Here is a 17,460-nt window from a genome sequence, read left to right on the forward strand (position 1 = left end):
CGGCGGTAAGATGGTGTTGGAGGCGACGTCAGAGATTACCTTAAAAGTCGGCGGCCATTTTATCCGGTTAACTCCCGGCGGTATTCTGACTTCCCCCAATTTGCTGGTCGGGCAAGGTTCAGCCGGTACCGGGCGTGGTTTATCTTTACAACTACCAGAGGGTATAGAACCACTGCCTGATGTGAAATCTCCAGTCAAACTGGTTTGTGCTTTGCAAGCTCAGAGAGAAGTTAATCTAACTATTAATAACCAGGAGGATGAATGAACATTTCCATAAACTGGCAACAATGGCTGACTACGCCTAATAAGCCGCCAGTTTTCTTTATGCTGAATTCACTGGCAGAACCTAACCCGGTGGCGCTCTTTTATCGCAACGACTGGGTAGAGCAGGCTTTTCCTTTGTATAGCGGTACACCGATGGACCACATATTGGCGCAAGGTCCCTGGTTGGTTCAGCCCAAGTCAGGTTGCCTGTCAGTAATCGGTCATCTGCTTGATAGCCAAACTCTGAGCGATAACAGTTGGGGATGGGCTTATCGCAGTGAGGATTTATGGACGCAACAGCTTAATCATTGGCGTTCACGCCAGCAAGTGATATTGCGGGAGAGGCAAGTGATTTTGCGCAGTATGGACCCGCGTATTCTCGGTCAGTTATTACCCGCAATGATCGTCAGCGATTGGTCGGCATTTTTGACACCGGTGAGTGAGTTGATGATCGATATACCCGAACCACAGATTTATTATCGGCCTGAAAATTGTGGTCAAGGCGGCAGTGAATCGCCCTTTATTCTGGGCGATCATTTATCGCATGCCTGGCATCATTCCGACTACGCCTTGAAAGGGAAAGCATTTGTGATCAGTAGTGATATGTGGGAAAACCACGGTGAATTAGCTGAAAAACTAAATGAGCCAGAAGGGAAATTGCAGGAACGGATTATTGATTGGCTGAAATCGCGTTTGGAAAGTGGAGATGATATTAGTCACCTAACCAGTGCAGATTATTTACAGACGCTCGATGAACAATATACGGCCGCTGGATAGTGTATGATGGATAATAACATCTTGCGAATTTATGGAGATTATTGAAAGAGTGGTTGTGTTGGCACCATCAAATTTCATTTTGTTACAAATCGAGGGTATTATTTGAGGCTTGAAACGGCGGCAAGCCTTTAAAACTCTTGGGCTGTTTGGCGCCAATTTATAGCATCTTAACTGGGATAATATGACACATTTTTCTTCTATTGTTGCATTACAGGATTTAGTGGCTGATCTGGCAATATTTGAGCAAAAATTGGCGCGGTTCAAACAGCGGCTTAATTTGAATGTTGAGCAATATCAAGCAGATCATATCTCCTTACGTTGCCACGATATCTCTGTAGCCGAGCGCTGGCGTAAAGGTTTTTTGCAATGTGGCAGTTTGATGTCAGAAAGTATCATTAATGGACGTCCAATCTGCTTGTTTGATTTAGAACACACCATCACGGTGCTTAATTGGCAAATCGATTGTGTTGAGCTGCCTTATCCTGGCAAGAAAACTTACTTGCATCAGGGATGGGAACATGTGGAACTGGTGCTGCCGGTGGCGCCTGAGATCTTATCAGCAGCGGCAAAAGCATTATTACCGCAACCTTTGCCGACAGGTTTTTCTGTCAAAGAGAGTCAGCCCAAAGGGGAACAAGAGCGGTTGCCTAATCCTACTTTAGCTGTCACTGATGGTGAGATCACCGTCAAATTTCACCCATTTACATTGCGTGAAATTGTTAAAAGTGAATGCCTGGCTACATAAGTTAAAGTGATGTCGTTATGTGAGGCTGGCAAGAAACTCTAGTGCCTGCGGGTGGCGCTCCACCATTTTAATCAGTAACACAGCCTGTTTATTCGGTTTAGCCCGCCCTTGTTCCCAGTTTTGGTATGTCGTCTCACCGGTGTGCAGGTACTGGGCAAAAACAGCTTGAGAAATATTCAGTTTACTCCGTATGGATTTCAACTCATCTGGATTGATGGAGATATCATTTTTTAACCTCCTCTTATACGTTTTCAATGTGAGTTTGCCTTCATTACCCTCTTCCCAAGCTTTCATTCCTTCATTGAGTTCTGAAAATAGATCACGGTTCATTTATGCTCCTTTTTTTCTCATTTCTAACATCTTACGCAAGGATTCGCATTGTTCTTTAGTTAAGTCTGACATCTCATCTTTATCGTAGATAGTGAAAAGTATGAATTGCGATTTAGATGTCCACCAATAGTAAATCACCCGAATACCGCTCCGTTTTCCCTTTTTCCTTCTGGAATCAGTAAAACGCACTTTACGTAATCCGCCGGTATGTTGGATTACGTCTCCTGCTGTTGGATTTTTCAGCAGTATATTTTGGAAGGTTCGGAACTCCTCATCATTCAGGTAGTTATGGCGGTAACGTTCAAAAGGTGGTAGTTCAATAAAAACAGCTTCCATCACTTATCCATCTGTTCCCAACTTGAGTATAATATACACCCAAGTTGGGGATAGTTAAACAGAGTCAACCCAAAGGGAAAAAAAAGTGGTTGCCTAATCCTACTTTAGCTGTCACTGATGGTGAGATCACCGTCAAATTTCACCCATTTACATTGCGTGAAATTGTTAAAAATGAGCACTAGTCGGCAAAATTAACTTTTTCATCCTTGTGATCCAGATAAAAGTTCTGACCTTGTGATTTCCTACAAATCATCGGCAATAATTAGATGTCATAGTTAGTGAGTTGAATTACTGAATCGCTTAGATTCATTGATTGCTCGTTAATGACTAGGTGTCCAAGGAACTTCTGATGACAAAGTTAGAAATTTGTTGTTTTAGCGTAGGTTGCGCATTAATCGCACAACAGGCTGGTGCTGACCGGATAGAGTTATGCGCCAGTCCGGCGGAAGGGGGATTAACACCGAGTCTTGGTACGTTGAAGCAGGCTATTGAGCAATTAACTATTCCTGTACATCCCATTGTACGTCCAAGAGGTGGTGATTTTTGCTACAGTCACTCAGATTTTGAGGTGATGAAAAATGATGTTGCTCAGATCCGTGATATGGGATTTATGGGCGTGGTTTTTGGTGTGTTAGATGAAGAAGGGCATATCGATTTGCCCCGCATGCAACAATTGATGGTGCTGTCTGGCGATATGGCCGTCACTTTTCACCGTGCATTTGATATGTGTTTTAATCCTTATGTGGCACTGGATCAACTCACTCAGCTTGGTGTTAAGCGAATATTGACTTCCGGTCAGCAACAGAATGCCGAATTGGGATTACCCTTGTTGAAAGAGCTGCATCAAGCCAGTCAGGGGCCAATTATTATGGCAGGTGCGGGTGTTCGTATGAGTAATATTCATAAATTTATTGATATCGGATTAACGGAAGTTCACAGTTCGGCAAGCCGGATTATGCCTTCTACCATGACTTACCGCAAAGCGGGGGTGACGATGAGCGCCGACAATGAGGTGGATGAGTTTTCACATTATTGTGTTGATGGTGGTGTGGTGGAGGTGATGAAAGGGATGCTGAGTCTGACTTTATTTGAATAGCCTATTATGAACTGGCCCAATTTTGGGCCAGTTCGCAAAATCAGGGCTTACGGGCGATCAGTATCGCCCGCAGAGGGGCGGGATAACCCTCAATGGTTTTACTGCTATCAGTAGGATCAAGAAAATCAGATAACGATTCAGTTCTCATCCAGGCTGTACGACGTTGCTCTTCTGTGGTTGTTATCGCTTGATCGGCAATTTTCACATCGACAAAACCGCACTTCTCCAACCAGATTTTCAACATTTTTGCCGAAGGAATGAAATAGACGTTGCGCATTTGAGCATAACGTTCACCAGGGATTAAACAGGTATGTTCATCTCCTTCAACAACCAGGCTTTCTAATACCAGTTCACCATCGGCCACCAATTGGTTTTTCAATTGCCAGAGATGGTCAAGAGGAGAGCGGCGGTGATAGAGAACGCCCATTGAAAAGACGGTATCGAAAGCAGCCAGTGCCGGTAATTGTTCAATGCCCAGAGGTAAGAGATGGGCGCGTTGATCATTGCCAAGTAATTTTCTGACAGCTTCAAACTGGCAGAGGAAGAGCTGAGTTGGATCGATACCAACGGCAAGTTCAGCCCCTTCACCCACCATCCGCCATAGGTGATAGCCGCTGCCGCAACCAACATCAAGAATTGTCCTGCCAGCTAGTGGGGAAATATGAGGCAGTACCCGATCCCATTTCCAGTCTGAACGCCATTCAGTGTCAATATTTACACCGTAAAGAGAGAATGGACCTTTGCGCCACGGCATGAATACTCGCAATATATTGGTGAGGCAAATTTCTTCACCTGCGGATAGGGGAGGATCACGTTCTGCGATTACGCCATTTTTCAAATCTAATTGGGTCGGTGAAATTGCGGGTAGGTTTTCCAGGGTTTTTACCCATGATTTAAAACTGCCGTGCAGAGCCTCTTTTTGCCATTCATGCAATTGAGCCGGGAGGCAATTAAGCCAATGTTGGAGGTTATTGTTAGCAATAAGTTGATAAAAATTACCGAAATCGATCATTTATCGTCTCCTTTTATCGCCAGTAGTGAACCAAAGTTGAAACATTGAAACCAGACTTCAACATGGTTAAAACCGGATTGATGGAGACGGGATTTGTGGGTTTCTACAGAGTCGGTCAGCATTACATTTTCAAGCATGCTGCGTTTTTGGCTGATTTCCAGCTCGCTATATCCGTTAGCACGCTTGAAATCGTGGTGCATATCAAACAGCAACTCACCGATTTGTTGATCTTCAAGGCTGAATTTCTCTGATAAAACTAAAACACCACCGGGACGTAATCCCTGATAAATCCGGTTAAGTAAACCTTGTCGATCTTGCGGGTTGAGGAATTGTAAAGTGAAATTCAACACGACCATCGAAGCATTTTGAATATCAATATCAAGAATATCGGCCTCAATGACTTCAACCGGTGTTTGTGCTCGGAAAGCGTCGATATGACGACGACAGCGTTTCACCATTGCCGGGGAATTATCAACGGCGATAATTTTGCAGTTTTCAGCGGCAATATTGCGGCGCATTGCCAGGGTTGATGCGCCTAGGGAACAACCCAGGTCGTAAATTTGACTGTTTGATGTCACAAAACGACCGGCCAGCATACCAATCATGGAAACAATATTTGAATAACCTGGCACGGAGCGTTGGATCATATCAGGGAAAACTTCGGCTACCCGTTCATCGAAACGCCAGTCTCCCAGATTGGCGATGGGAGCGGCAAACAGGCTATCCCTTTGATGGTAAGGATCTTGATTTGACATAACAGCATTAATTATCAGAAAAAATAGAGGGTGGCATTCTAACAGATGTACAGCTTGACCTTGAACCAATTTTCTCTGTACTTAAAAGTAGTGAATAATGGAAATATTTGAGGAAGTTAAGTGTGGTATAAAAATCATATCATGGCGCGATCAATCCTTGATTTCATGAGTCAGTCAGCATTAAGGGAGTTTTGGGTTTTATATAAAAAAGTAAAGATGCATTGAAAAGCACCTTTAAATGACCTATTGTTTGTTTACGTAAAAGAGTGAGGTGGTGTATGGCATATCAAATCTTAACAAATTTAGCGGCAAGTATTACCGATTTGAAACGTAACCCAATGGGGACATATTTGCAGGGGGAAGGTGAGGCGGTCGCAATCCTGAATCGAAATGAACCTGCGTTTTATTGTGTGCCTCCCGAATTATTCGCCTACTATCAGGAGTTAGCAGAGGATGCCGCACTAAACAAAATTGCAGATGAACGTTTAGAAGATGCTGAATTTGTTAGTGTGAACCTAGATGATCTATAGCCTGGAATTTGAAAAGCGGGCCTTAAAAGAGTGGAAGAAGTTAGGTCATCCAATTAAGGAGCAGCTAAAGAAAAAATTGGCTGAACGCTTAGAAAACCCTCATGTGCAGTCAGCAAGATTAAGAGGGCGAGCGAACCGATACAAAATTAAATTGCGGTCTTCTGGCTACCGCTTAGTTTATGAAGTGAATGACAATAAGATTATCTTGCTGGTAATTGCTATTGGTAAACGGGCCGGAGATGCGGTTTATACCCTCGCCAATGAGAGGTAAAAAAACCAACACTTGTTTGCGTTGCATATCAACGTCGGAAAGTCTTCCTTACATGGGGAACAGCTATGGTTAGAATAATAGGCAGCCGAGTTTGCTGCCTGTTATTTTAGTGCCAGTACTATTCGTTTCGTTAGTAGAGAGAAAATATTTGTTCCCAAGGCAGGTAGTAAATATTCGTCATCACCATTAATAAGATGGAAAGATAGGTTGCTACCATGCCTGAACGCCGCCAGTGGAGCTCACGGTGGCGCAGGCCATAATAATGCAGGACTCTGCCGGTGAGCAGAATCAAACCACAGACATGTATCATCCAGACATTTGAGCCGTTCATCTCCATCATGACCAGCAATAACATAGAGATGGGGATATATTCTACCGCATTGCCGTGGATGCGGATTGCTGTTTGTAGTTCGTAAAAACCACCATCTCCATATGAGACACGATATTGTGTTCTTAACTTAACCACATCAAAAGACAGCTTAATCAATAATAGTGCGCCCAACACAACATAAAGCGAGCTAACCATTTTTAACTCCATTGCCTAACCGAAATTGGCCAATTAAGTTATGATAAACCCCAAAAATAAAACTGTCGCTATAAATAGATGGGAATTGAAAATAAATTGCCTGATTATCAGACATCAAGCAATGGTGTTGCATTGGGATATTGCCTGCCCTTATCTCTGAGTAGAATTTCTATTATAATGACGGCCTTTTTTCCGCAGCAACAGCACAACAGCCGAGTAAAAGGATATTGTATGCGTACTGATTATTGTGGGCAGTTGAACCTGACCCATGAAGGCCAGAAGGTGACTCTTTGTGGTTGGGTAAACCGCCGCCGTGATCTGGGTGGCTTGATTTTTATTGATATGCGTGATCGTGAAGGGATCGTTCAGGTATTTTTTGACCCGGATCAGCAAGCCGCATTTTCTCAGGCTGCTGAACTGCGTAATGAATTCTGCATTCAAATCACCGGTACTGTACGCGCTCGTCCTGACAGTCAAATCAACAAAGATATGGCTACCGGTGAAATAGAGGTTTTTGCGGAAAGTTTAAATATCATCAACCGTTCCGAACCTCTGCCTTTGGATAGCAATCAGACGAACAGCGAAGAGCAACGCCTGAAATATCGCTATATTGATCTGCGTCGGCCTGAAATGGCAAATCGCCTGAAAACACGCGCTAAAATCACCAGTTTTGTTCGTCGTTTCATGGATAATCAGGGTTTCCTGGATATTGAAACGCCAATGTTGACTAAAGCAACCCCCGAAGGCGCCCGTGATTATTTGGTGCCAAGTCGTGTTCATAAAGGCAAATTTTATGCCTTGCCTCAATCCCCGCAGTTATTTAAACAATTGCTGATGATGTCCGGTTTTGACCGTTATTATCAAATTGTTAAATGCTTCCGTGATGAAGACTTGCGAGCGGATCGCCAGCCCGAATTTACCCAGATCGACGTGGAAACTTCCTTTATGACTGCTGAGCAGGTAAGGGAAATGATGGAAATGATGATCCGCGAATTGTGGCTTGAAATTGAAGGTGTTGATCTGGGGCATTTCCCGGTGATGACGTTTGCCGAAGTGATGCGTCGTTTCGGTTCTGATAAACCTGATCTGCGTAACCCATTAGAGTTGGTTGATGTTGCTGATCTGGTTAAAGAGGTAGAATTCAGTGTTTTTGCTGAACCGGCGAATGACAGTAAAGGCCGTGTAGCCGTAATTCGAGTACCGGGTGGTGCTGAACTGAGCCGTAAGCAGATTGATGAATATGGCAAATTCGTTGGGATTTATGGCGCAAAAGGGCTGGCGTGGATAAAAGTCAATGCACGTGCCGCCGGTCTGGAAGGGGTGCAAAGTCCGATAGCCAAGTTCCTGAATGCAGAGGTGATTGAAGGTCTGCTTTCCCGTACTGATGCACAAGATGGCGATATTTTGTTCTTCGGCGCCGGTAGTGTGAAAGTGGTCACTGATGCCTTAGGAGCGTTGCGTCTGAAATTAGGGCGCGATCTGAACCTGACAAAATTGGATAGCTGGCGGCCATTGTGGGTTATCGACTTCCCAATGTTCGAAGATGATGGGGAGGGTGGTCTGACCGCTATGCATCATCCGTTTACTTCACCGTGTAATATGTCAGCGGAGGAGTTAGAGCGAGATCCGGTTTCGGCCATTGCCAATGCTTACGATATGGTGATTAATGGCTACGAAGTCGGTGGCGGCTCGGTGCGTATTCACCGTAATGAAATGCAACAGGCGGTGTTCCGTATTCTGGGTATTAATGAGCAGGAACAGCAGGAGAAGTTTGGCTTCTTGCTGGATGCGTTGAAATTTGGTACGCCTCCCCATGCAGGTTTGGCATTTGGTCTTGACCGTTTGGTGATGTTGCTGACAGGAACGGATAATATTCGTGATGTTATCGCATTCCCTAAAACCACCGCCGCTGCTTGTTTAATGACGGAAGCGCCAAGTTATGCTAATTCGGCGGCACTCGAAGAGTTATCAATCTCTGTTGTTGCCAGAAAAGAGAGTGAGTAATGGTTTATAAGCGCCCTGAGTCTGTGCTGGTGGTTATTTATTCTTTTTCCAGCCGACGGGTGCTGATGTTACAGCGGCGGGACGATCCTGGCTTTTGGCAGTCTGTGACTGGCAGCCTTGATGGAGACGAAACGCCGTGGGAGACAGCGTTGCGCGAAGTGCGAGAAGAAATCGGTATTGATATCATAGGTGAAAATCTTGAATTGGTAGATTGCCGACGTTCTCTCTATTTTGAGATTTTTACCCACTTACGCCATCGTTATGCTCCAGGAGTCACCCGTAATAAAGAGTACTGGTTCTGTCTGGCATTGCCGGAAGAGCGAGAATGCCTGTTGACTGAACATCAGGCTTATCAGTGGCTGGATGCGGATAAAGCAGTAAAGCTCACTAAGTCGTGGAGCAATCGGCAGGCGATTGAAGAGTTTGTTATTGAATAAGTTTATTAGACGTTTTATCGGAGAACCTTATGGCAGGTCATAGTAAATGGGCCAACACCAAGCACCGCAAAGCTGCGCAGGATGCGAAACGCGGTAAGATTTTCACCAAAATTATCCGGGAGCTGGTAACGGCAGCCCGTCTGGGTGGTGGAGATCCGGCATCTAACCCACGTCTGCGTGCCGCGATTGATAAAGCACTGTCCAACAACATGACCCGCGATACTTTGAACCGTGCTATCGCCCGTGGTGTCGGCAACGATGAAGCGGATAACATGGAAACCATCATTTATGAAGGTTATGGCCCGGGGGGAACAGCGGTGATGGTTGAGTGCTTGAGTGATAACCGCAACCGTACCGTTTCTGACGTTCGTCATGCTTTCACTAAAACCGGTGGTAATCTGGGCACTGACGGCTCGGTTGCTTATTTGTTCACCAAGAAAGGGGTGATTTCTTACGCGCCGGGACTGGATGAAGATGCGGTTATGGAAGCGGCGTTGGAAGCCGGCGCTGATGATGTGGAAACTTATGATGATGGCGCGATTGATGTTTACACTACGCCAGAAACGTTTGGTGACGTGAAAGATGCGTTGGATGCAGCGGGTTTTGTGGCTGAATCAGCAGAAGTTTCAATGATCCCTTCCACTAAAGCGGAGTTGGATGCGGAAACCGCACCTAAGTTATTGCGCTTGATTGATATGTTGGAAGATTCAGACGACGTACAAGAGGTTTACCATAACGGTGAAATCTCTGATGAAGTTGCTGCTTTGCTGTAATTTCGATTGGGTTGTATAGCGTAGAGAAAGTGTGCTGTGGTACAGGGCACTTTCTCTAACGTTTTTATCTCCTTATATTAAAGGTGATAATTAAAGGCGAATAAACAGAATATGGCGATTATCTTAGGTATCGACCCCGGTTCCCGCGTCACTGGCTATGGCGTGATCCGTCAGCAGGGGCGTCATTTGAGCTACCTTGGCAGTGGTTGTATCCGAACAAAAGTTGATGATCTGCCTAGCCGGTTACAGCGTATTTATGCAGGTATCCTTGAAATTATTACGCAATTTCAACCGGATGCTTTTGCCATCGAGCAGGTCTTTATGGCAAAAAACGCCGATTCAGCGCTGAAATTAGGACAAGCGCGAGGCGTTGCGATTCTTGCCGCCGTTAATCAATCTGTACCGGTTTTTGAATATGCGGCTCGACAGGTCAAACAAACGGTTGTCGGAACTGGGGCGGCTGAAAAAAGTCAGGTTCAGCACATGGTACGTTCTGTGCTGAAATTATCTGCTAACCCGCAATCCGATGCGGCAGATGCATTGGCCATTGCGATAACCCATTGTCACTTTAATCAGAATCTTTTGCGGGTTGGCGATCCCAGATTAATCTTGGCTCGTGGACGTTTAAGATAACGGCTGGATATGCATCCAGCTTTTTTTATGTTATAACCATAAGTAGAACAATCAGTTTTATTTTTTTAGGGGGTAAACGAGTGATAGGGCGTCTCAGAGGAATTGTGCTGGAAAAACAACCACCCTTGGTTTTACTGGAAACGAATGGCGTTGGTTATGAAGTCCATATGCCAATGACCTGTTTTTATGAATTGCCTGATGCCGGACAGGAAGCCGTTCTGTTTACTCACTTTGTTGTACGTGAAGACGCACAATTACTTTATGGTTTTAATGATAAGCAGGAGCGGGCGCTATTCCGTGAATTAATTAAAGTGAATGGCGTAGGGCCTAAATTGGCGTTGGCTATTCTTTCGGGCATGTCTGCGCAGCAATTTGTTTCCGCCATTGAACAAGAGGCGATTGCTTCTTTGGTTAAACTGCCGGGTGTGGGCAAGAAAACTGCTGAACGGCTGGTGGTTGAAATGAAAGATCGCTTTAAAGGGCTTAATGGCGATCTCTTCAATCAGAGCAGTGATATTAATTTGCCGACAACGGCCGAACAGACAAATTCTGATGCGGATAGCGAAGCAGAAGCCGCGGCGGCATTAGTCTCTCTGGGTTACAAGCCACAAGAGGCCAGCCGCATGATAAGTAAAGTCGCTAAATCGGGCGCTGATTGTGAAACACTTATCCGCGAAGCACTTCGCGCCGCTCTTTAAGTTACAGGAGTAAGCCATGATTGAAGCTGACCGTCTGGTTTCCGCGGAAGTTTTACAAGACGATGAAGCCATTGATCGCGCAATCAGACCTAAATTGTTGTCTGAATATGTTGGGCAGCCGCAAGTCTGTGAGCAGATGGAGATTTTTATTCAGGCTGCCAGATTGCGTGGTGATGCCCTTGACCACCTGCTGATTTTTGGTCCGCCGGGGTTGGGGAAAACAACGCTGGCGAATATTGTTGCCAATGAGATGGGGGTTAATCTCCGTACAACTTCTGGCCCAGTTTTAGAAAAGGCGGGCGATCTGGCGGCAATGTTGACCAATCTTGAACCGCATGATGTGTTGTTTATCGATGAAATTCACCGCTTGTCGCCAGTGGTGGAAGAAATTCTCTATCCGGCAATGGAAGATTATCAACTGGATATTATGATTGGCGAGGGACCGGCAGCCCGTTCGATCAAAATTGATTTGCCTCCTTTTACCCTGATTGGGGCTACCACTCGCGCAGGTTCTTTGACTTCGCCACTGCGTGATCGGTTCGGTATCGTGCAGCGCCTTGAATTCTATAATGTGGACGATTTGCAAAGTATCGTTTCTCGCAGTGCTCGTTTTATGGGGGTCGAGATCACTGACGATGGCGCCCGGCAGATTGCCATGCGTTCTCGTGGGACGCCGCGGATTACAAACCGTTTACTGCGCCGGGTGCGTGATTTTGCTCAAGTGAAAGGGAATGGCGCGATTGATGGCGATATTGCCGCCAGAGCGCTGGATATGTTGAGCGTAGATGCTGCCGGTTTTGATTATCTGGATCGTAAGTTACTGGTTGCCATCATTGATAAATTTATGGGTGGGCCGGTAGGGGTAGATAACCTTGCCGCTGCCATTGGTGAAGAGCGGGAAACGATTGAGGATGTGTTGGAACCCTTTCTGATCCAACAGGGTTTTATTCAACGTACTTCCCGTGGACGAATTGCTACCGAACATGCTTATCGCCATTTTGGTGTGGTCAGAGATCAGGAATGAGCTGTTTAATTGCCTGAAAAATCGGGATGGGTACTCCAGCAAGGGAAACCTATCCCGCTCTCCATGACTGGGTTATACCCACTCAGTGGATCAATTTTTTGCTTTACTGATCAGACTGATAATAAACATCACCGCAGCGCATAGCACGACAGATGGCCCTGCTGGTGTGTCGTAAACGGCGGAGAACGCTAATCCGCCGGTGACAGCAAGCATACCAACCGCAATGGCAATACCGGCCATTTGCTCTGGTGTACGGGCAAAACGGCGAGCAGTGGCTGCCGGGATAATGAGCAGGGAGGTGATAATCAGCGCACCGACAAATTTCATTGCCAGGCCGATTGTCAACGCTGTTACCAGCATTAACAGTACTCTTAACCGCTGTATTTTAATGCCATCCACAAACGCCATTTCTTGACTGACGGTGACAGAAAGCAGAGCGTTCCATTGCCAGAACAGAAGTGTGGCGACAAGGGTGACGCCGATGGCAATCAACCAAATGTCTTCATAGGTGACTGACAACAAATCACCAAACAGATAAGCCATCAAATCAACTCGCACATTAGACATCAAACTGACAACGACCAGCCCTAATGATAGTGCGCTGTGAGCCATAATCCCCAACAAAGTATCGATTGCCAGTTGAGGGCGTTTCTCCAACCAAACCAGCATCATTGCCAGTATCAAAGTGACAGCGATAATCGCGTAAAAAGGGCTAATATTTAGCAATAATCCGAAAGCAACGCCCAGTAATGAAGCATGAGCCAGAGTATCGCCAAAATAGGACATTCTGCGCCAGACAACAAATGAACCTAATGGTCCGGCAGCAATAGACAATAATACGCCGGCCAACCAACCGGGGAATAGTAATTCAATCATGAGTGGCATTCCCTGTTATTTTCCAAGATAATTTTCCCTTTCAAATCATGGTGGTGATTATGTTGGTGGCGATATACTGCCAATTGTTCAGCGCCATGATGACCAAACATAGCGATAAATTCAGGATGAGTTGAAACAACTTCAGGTGTGCCGGAACAGCAAATATGTTGATTAAGGCATAAAACTTCGTCTGTTTTCGCCATAACCAGATGTAAATCATGGGATACCATCAATACAGCACAATGCAATTCGGTTCTAATTTGATTGATTAGATCATAAAGTGCCAACTGACCATTAACATCGACCCCTTGTGTTGGTTCATCAAGGACTAATAATTGCGGATGATTTAATAGCGCTCTGGCTAATAAAACCCGTTGGTTTTCCCCGCCGGATAATTTTTGCATGGGTTGCTGCAATAGATGAGCAGCGTTCACTCGCTCTAGTGCTGGCAATATATCGGCAGATTTTACGCCGGGTTTTAGCATCATAAAGCGTTTGACTGTTAATGGCAGAGTGGGATCAAGATGCAACTTCTGTGGAACATAGCCGGTTCTCAATCCGGCGGTGTGTTCAATTGTGCCGGATGATGGTTCGACAAGCCCCAAAACAACACGAACTAAAGTTGATTTACCGGCACCATTGGGACCTAGCAAAGTCAGAATATTCCCTCGTTGTAAATTAAGAGAGATATTGTTTAATACCTGACGATTGTCGAAGGTAACAGCAACATTTTTTAAAGTGATGAGTGTTGACATGCTAAATATATCTTGCGTGAACATTGAGATGTTATAATATAACAATTCTTGCTTCTGTCCACGAGATATTTACATTATGTTGCACAAATCATATAAACTAGCGCACAAGTTTCTCTGTAAGGCCGCGATTACTGCTGTTTTCATGTCAGGGACGATACAATCGGCTAATGCTGATGTTGTGACATCAATCCGTCCGTTAGGTTTTATTGCTGCGGCAATAACTGATGGTGTAACTGATACGCAGGTACTGTTGCCTGATGGGGCATCACCGCATGATTATGCGTTGAAACCGTCTGATCTTAAGAGAATTAACCAGGCAGATTTAGTTGTGTGGGTTGGACCTGAGATGGAAATCTTTTTGTCTAAACCGTTAGCCAAAGTTTCACAAAATAAACAGTTAGCTTTAGCACAATTGCCAACGATTAAGCCATTATTGCTGAAAAATGATGAAGATTTATCCGAGCCGGATCGGCATAAACATGAAGAAGGTCATGAACATCATTCTCATGGTGAATATAATATGCACATCTGGTTATCACCAGAAATAGCAAAACAGGTTGCACAGGGGATTCATGACCAATTAAAAGTGCGTTATCCGCAGAAAAAAGCGGCGCTGGACGTAAACCTACGTAAATTCAATGCTCAACTTGCGCAAACTGACAAAAATATTGCTAATATTCTTAAGCTGGCGCGTGGTAAGGGGTATTTCGTTTTTCACGATGCTTATGGCTATTTCGAGCAGCATTATGGATTGACTCCATTAGGACATTTTACGATTAATCCTGAAATACAACCTGGCGCACAAAAATTACATCATATACGAACACAATTGGTTGAGCAGAAAGCAATTTGTATTTTTGCTGAGCCACAATTCAGGCCGACCGTTATTAATGCTGTGGCGAAGGATACGGGAGTGCGTATGGGCGCCTTGGACCCGTTAGGAAGCCGCATCGTATTGGATAAAGACAGCTATATGAAATTTATAACTCAGTTGTCGGAACAGTACATGGGTTGCCTGAATTAAAGTAATAAGGAACTCAATGAGTGCAACAGATAGTTAAAACTATCGTTCTGGTGTATAAGGAGTTACCGCGACCGCATAAAATTATGTTGGGTTCGCTGACTGTAGCAACATTGGTTGTCACTATGTGGCAACCTATTGCTTATCATCATGAACAAGAAGAAACAACAGTCGGCAGCATTGCCATTAATCCTTCTGTAGATAGCGATGAGATTATTGCAGATAGCAGTGAACAGCTACCGGACGAAGGTATTCCTGATGAAGAGACGAGCTCAGAGGTCACGGCTCAAACTCCGCATGAATATATTGTCTCCGATGGTGACACCCTCAGTAATATTCTGACCCAATTTGGCATCGACTCTTCTGATGTCGCGTTACTCGCGAGTCAGCATAAAGTGTTACGGGGGCTGAACATTGGCCAGCCATTGTCATGGACAGTCAATGAAGCGGGTGACTTGCAAACTCTGACTTGGGGTGTTTCCCGCCGTGAAACGCGCATTTATACCCGTGAAGGCGATCTGTTTAAAGAAACAAAAGAGTTTCAGAAAGGGGAGTGGAAAAACAGCGTCGTTGTTGGCGTTGTTGATAGTAACTTTACCAGCAGTGCTTTAAATGCCGGCTTAACCAGCAGTGAAGCTCGTGAAGTCACCAAGGCACTGCAATGGCAAATTGATTTGCGTAAATTACATGAAGGTGATCGTTTTTCTGTATTGCTGTCCCGTGAAATATTGGATGGTCGCAGTGAACAGAGCCAATTACTTGGTGTTCGCCTAAATAGTGGTGGTAAAGATTATTATGCTATCCGGGCGGAAGATGGGCGTTTTTATGATCGTCAAGGTTCCGGTCTGGAGCGCGGATTTTTGCGTTTTCCAACTACTAAGCAATTTCGGGTATCTTCCCAATTTAATCCTCGGCGTGTGAATCCAGTCACTGGTCGGGTTGCACCACATAAAGGGGTGGATTTTGCTATGCCAGTGGGAACGCCTATTTTGGCGGTGGGTGACGGTGAGGTGATTGTTTCTAAATATAATGGAGCAGCAGGTAACTTTATTGCCATTCGTCATGGTCGCCAATATACCACGCGTTATATGCACCTGAGAAAGCTGTTGGTGAAACCAGGGCAGAAGGTAAAACGGGGTGATCGTATTGCGTTGTCTGGTAGCACCGGTCGTTCTACGGGTCCACATTTGCATTATGAATTCTGGATCAATCAGCAGGCGGTAAACCCATTAACGGCGAAATTGCCGCGCTCTGGTGGTTTGAGTGGTAAAGAACGCTCGGAATTCCTGGCAACGGTAAAAGAGGTCACGCCTCAGCTTCTGTTAGATTGAGTTTAATTGTTCATTAGTAACAGACTTTAAAGCGGATGATTGCTATCATCCGCTGTCGTTTTATTTATGTTCAGAAAAAGGTGTGTTGATATCGTTGATATAGCCCCCTGTACATGTGAAATGAACAATGATCTTTTTGTTTTAAAAGAGTTAGCTCATGTATAAAGAAACAGATACAGACAGTAAAGTTGGTTATGTGCCGACATTTCATAAATCTTACCTGCATCCTCGTTACTGGGGGTTATGGCTGGGCATTGGTGCGTTGGCCGGGCTGGCTTACCTGCCGGTTAGAGTGCGTGATCCTCTGCTGGCTAAAATAGGCTGGTTGGCGGGTAAGTTAGCGAAAGGGGCACGTCGTAGAGCAAGAATAAATCTGTGTTACTGTATGCCGGAACTGACGGAGCAACAGCGTGAAGCATTGATTGATGAGATGTTTTCTACCGCACCTCAACCTTTTGTTATGTTGGCTGAACTTTGTTTACGTGGTACAAAATCAACATTAAGCCGGACGCAGTGGCATGGGGAAGAAGTTATTCTTCAACTGAAAGCGCAGGGGAAAAACGTTATTTTCATGGTGCCTCATGGTTGGGCGGTGGATATTCCAGCTATATTACTGTCTGAGGGTGGACAGAAAATATCAGCCATGTTCCATCACCAGAAAAACCCGGTTGCAGATTATCTGTGGAATAAAGTTCGCCATCACTTTGGTGGCCGTTTACATTCTCGTGATGCTGGAATTAAACCATTTGTTGCTACTGTTCGCCAGGGTTTCTGGGGATATTATCTGCCTGATCAAGATCATGGTGAGGAGCACAGTGAATTTGTTGATTTTTTCGCAACTTATAAAGCGACATTGCCGGCAATTGGGCGATTGATGAAGGTTTGTCGTGCTGCTATTGTGCCGTTGTTTCCGGTTTATAATTACCGTACCCATCAACTTGATATTTATATTCGTCCACCGATGGATGATATTGATGGCAAAGATGACGCTTTTATTGCTCGCCGGATGAATGAAGAGTTGGAGCAATTGGTACGACCGAATCCTGAACAATATACCTGGATACTTAAATTACTTAAGACTCGGAAAGCCGGTGATATTGGGCCATATGGGAGAGAAGACCTGTGATTTTCGTTACAAAGATGTAGAGTTATTATCACGGCTTGAAAGTTTGTCTTGTCCCCCTAATATTGGACATGGCATCCAACGATTAGGGGGTTTTGTGACGAGTCATTTATTACTATGATTCATTACTATAAGCAATTAGG

At 45.0% G+C, this 17,460-nt stretch carries 21 protein-coding genes and 2 pseudogenes; 16 read left to right on the forward strand and 7 right to left on the reverse strand.

Annotated elements, in window-relative coordinates:
* From EAE93_RS02600 to EAE93_RS02610, 3 genes and pseudogenes are all read left to right on the forward strand, one after another.
* Positions 1–265, forward strand: a pseudogene (locus EAE93_RS02600) (type VI secretion system tip protein VgrG); the annotation flags it as partial.
* On the forward strand, positions 262–1,041 hold the full coding sequence (locus EAE93_RS02605) for a DUF4123 domain-containing protein (RefSeq protein ID WP_036806454.1): 780 nt from the start codon (positions 262–264) through the stop codon (positions 1,039–1,041). The pseudogene EAE93_RS02600 and the gene EAE93_RS02605, both read left to right, overlap by 4 nt.
* A gap of 181 nt (positions 1,042–1,222) precedes the next feature.
* A complete protein-coding gene (locus tag EAE93_RS02610) occupies positions 1,223–1,786 on the forward strand; it encodes a VOC family protein (RefSeq protein ID WP_214039018.1) in 564 nt (187 codons plus the stop codon).
* A gap of 15 nt (positions 1,787–1,801) precedes the next feature.
* Here EAE93_RS02610 and EAE93_RS02615 read toward each other — a convergent pair whose 3' ends face one another.
* Positions 1,802–2,116: a helix-turn-helix domain-containing protein gene (locus tag EAE93_RS02615; RefSeq protein WP_036806448.1), complete on the reverse strand. Its 315-nt coding sequence runs from the start codon at positions 2,114–2,116 to the stop codon at positions 1,802–1,804.
* The gene (locus EAE93_RS02620; protein WP_036806445.1) at positions 2,117–2,452 is read right to left on the reverse strand and encodes a hypothetical protein; all 336 of its coding nucleotides are present in this window, start codon (positions 2,450–2,452) and stop codon (positions 2,117–2,119) included. It abuts the gene before it with no gap.
* A 53-nt stretch (positions 2,453–2,505) separates the two neighbouring features.
* Here EAE93_RS02620 and EAE93_RS02625 point away from each other — a divergent pair.
* Together EAE93_RS02625 and cutC are read left to right on the forward strand one after the other, a co-directional pair.
* Positions 2,506–2,634 (forward strand): annotated as a pseudogene (locus EAE93_RS02625) (VOC family protein); the annotation flags it as partial.
* Between the two features lie 167 nt (positions 2,635–2,801).
* Complete coding sequence (gene cutC / locus EAE93_RS02630; protein WP_036806442.1) at positions 2,802–3,548, forward strand: copper homeostasis protein CutC; 747 nt, start codon at positions 2,802–2,804, stop codon at positions 3,546–3,548.
* A 40-nt stretch (positions 3,549–3,588) separates the two neighbouring features.
* Here the strand turns inward: cutC and cmoB are convergent, their stop codons facing one another.
* Both cmoB and cmoA read right to left on the reverse strand, forming a co-directional pair.
* The gene (gene cmoB, locus EAE93_RS02635) at positions 3,589–4,560 is read right to left on the reverse strand and encodes a tRNA 5-methoxyuridine(34)/uridine 5-oxyacetic acid(34) synthase CmoB (protein ID WP_040150496.1); all 972 of its coding nucleotides are present in this window, start codon (positions 4,558–4,560) and stop codon (positions 3,589–3,591) included.
* Positions 4,557–5,315, reverse strand: coding sequence for a carboxy-S-adenosyl-L-methionine synthase CmoA (cmoA, locus tag EAE93_RS02640; protein ID WP_040150576.1), 759 nt, complete (start codon positions 5,313–5,315; stop codon positions 4,557–4,559). The genes cmoB and cmoA overlap by 4 nt, the downstream gene beginning before the upstream one ends.
* 278 nt (positions 5,316–5,593) lie before the next feature.
* Between cmoA and EAE93_RS02645 the strand changes: the two genes are divergently transcribed.
* Both EAE93_RS02645 and EAE93_RS02650 read left to right on the forward strand, forming a co-directional pair.
* On the forward strand, positions 5,594–5,845 hold the full coding sequence (locus EAE93_RS02645; protein ID WP_036775536.1) for a type II toxin-antitoxin system Phd/YefM family antitoxin: 252 nt from the start codon (positions 5,594–5,596) through the stop codon (positions 5,843–5,845).
* The gene (locus tag EAE93_RS02650) at positions 5,835–6,116 is read left to right on the forward strand and encodes a type II toxin-antitoxin system RelE family toxin (RefSeq protein WP_110090641.1); all 282 of its coding nucleotides are present in this window, start codon (positions 5,835–5,837) and stop codon (positions 6,114–6,116) included. Before EAE93_RS02645 ends, EAE93_RS02650 begins: the two co-directional genes overlap by 11 nt.
* A 130-nt stretch (positions 6,117–6,246) precedes the next feature.
* Here the strand turns inward: EAE93_RS02650 and EAE93_RS02655 are convergent, their stop codons facing one another.
* On the reverse strand, positions 6,247–6,642 hold the full coding sequence (locus tag EAE93_RS02655; protein ID WP_110090642.1) for an MAPEG family protein: 396 nt from the start codon (positions 6,640–6,642) through the stop codon (positions 6,247–6,249).
* 231 nt (positions 6,643–6,873) lie between these two features.
* Here EAE93_RS02655 and aspS point away from each other — a divergent pair, with 231 nt between their 5' ends.
* The 6 genes from aspS (at position 6,874) to ruvB (ending at position 12,211) form a co-directional block, all read left to right on the forward strand.
* Positions 6,874–8,646 carry an aspartate--tRNA ligase gene (gene aspS, locus EAE93_RS02660; protein ID WP_036806431.1) on the forward strand — a complete coding sequence of 591 codons (1,773 nt, stop codon included), beginning with the start codon at positions 6,874–6,876 and terminating at the stop codon, positions 8,644–8,646.
* Positions 8,646–9,083 (forward strand): dihydroneopterin triphosphate diphosphatase, encoded by a 438-nt coding sequence (nudB, locus tag EAE93_RS02665; RefSeq protein WP_214039019.1) that lies wholly within the window; start codon positions 8,646–8,648, stop codon positions 9,081–9,083. The genes aspS and nudB overlap by 1 nt, the downstream gene beginning before the upstream one ends.
* Before the next feature lie 29 nt (positions 9,084–9,112).
* Complete coding sequence (locus EAE93_RS02670) at positions 9,113–9,856, forward strand: YebC/PmpR family DNA-binding transcriptional regulator (protein ID WP_162120258.1); 744 nt, start codon at positions 9,113–9,115, stop codon at positions 9,854–9,856.
* A gap of 111 nt (positions 9,857–9,967) precedes the next feature.
* Positions 9,968–10,489, forward strand: a complete 522-nt coding sequence (gene ruvC / locus EAE93_RS02675; RefSeq protein ID WP_036806423.1) for a crossover junction endodeoxyribonuclease RuvC — start codon at positions 9,968–9,970, stop codon at positions 10,487–10,489.
* A gap of 80 nt (positions 10,490–10,569) precedes the next feature.
* Positions 10,570–11,187 (forward strand): Holliday junction branch migration protein RuvA, encoded by a 618-nt coding sequence (gene ruvA / locus EAE93_RS02680; RefSeq protein ID WP_036775544.1) that lies wholly within the window; start codon positions 10,570–10,572, stop codon positions 11,185–11,187.
* 16 nt (positions 11,188–11,203) lie between these two features.
* Complete coding sequence (gene ruvB, locus EAE93_RS02685) at positions 11,204–12,211, forward strand: Holliday junction branch migration DNA helicase RuvB (protein ID WP_040150502.1); 1,008 nt, start codon at positions 11,204–11,206, stop codon at positions 12,209–12,211.
* Between the two features lie 90 nt (positions 12,212–12,301).
* On the opposite strand, the gene znuB is transcribed toward ruvB, so the two are convergent.
* On the reverse strand, positions 12,302–13,087 hold the full coding sequence (znuB, locus tag EAE93_RS02690) for a zinc ABC transporter permease subunit ZnuB (RefSeq protein WP_040150504.1): 786 nt from the start codon (positions 13,085–13,087) through the stop codon (positions 12,302–12,304).
* The gene (gene znuC, locus EAE93_RS02695) at positions 13,084–13,842 is read right to left on the reverse strand and encodes a zinc ABC transporter ATP-binding protein ZnuC (RefSeq protein ID WP_036775548.1); all 759 of its coding nucleotides are present in this window, start codon (positions 13,840–13,842) and stop codon (positions 13,084–13,086) included. Before znuC ends, znuB begins: the two co-directional genes overlap by 4 nt.
* A gap of 76 nt (positions 13,843–13,918) precedes the next feature.
* Between znuC and znuA the strand changes: the two genes are divergently transcribed.
* From znuA to lpxM, 3 genes are all read left to right on the forward strand, one after another.
* Positions 13,919–14,866: a zinc ABC transporter substrate-binding protein ZnuA gene (znuA, locus tag EAE93_RS02700; protein WP_105398261.1), complete on the forward strand. Its 948-nt coding sequence runs from the start codon at positions 13,919–13,921 to the stop codon at positions 14,864–14,866.
* A 20-nt stretch (positions 14,867–14,886) separates the two neighbouring features.
* Entirely contained in the window at positions 14,887–16,194 is a 1,308-nt protein-coding gene (gene mepM, locus EAE93_RS02705) for a murein DD-endopeptidase MepM (protein WP_040150506.1), read from the forward strand.
* 157 nt (positions 16,195–16,351) lie between these two features.
* Positions 16,352–17,320 (forward strand): lauroyl-Kdo(2)-lipid IV(A) myristoyltransferase, encoded by a 969-nt coding sequence (lpxM, locus tag EAE93_RS02710; RefSeq protein WP_036775552.1) that lies wholly within the window; start codon positions 16,352–16,354, stop codon positions 17,318–17,320.
* The last annotated feature ends 140 nt before the right edge of the window (positions 17,321–17,460 follow it).

The sequence above is a fragment of the Photorhabdus akhurstii genome, from assembly GCF_018448925.1.
In the GTDB taxonomy this organism is placed as follows: Bacteria; Pseudomonadota; Gammaproteobacteria; order Enterobacterales; family Enterobacteriaceae; genus Photorhabdus; species Photorhabdus akhurstii.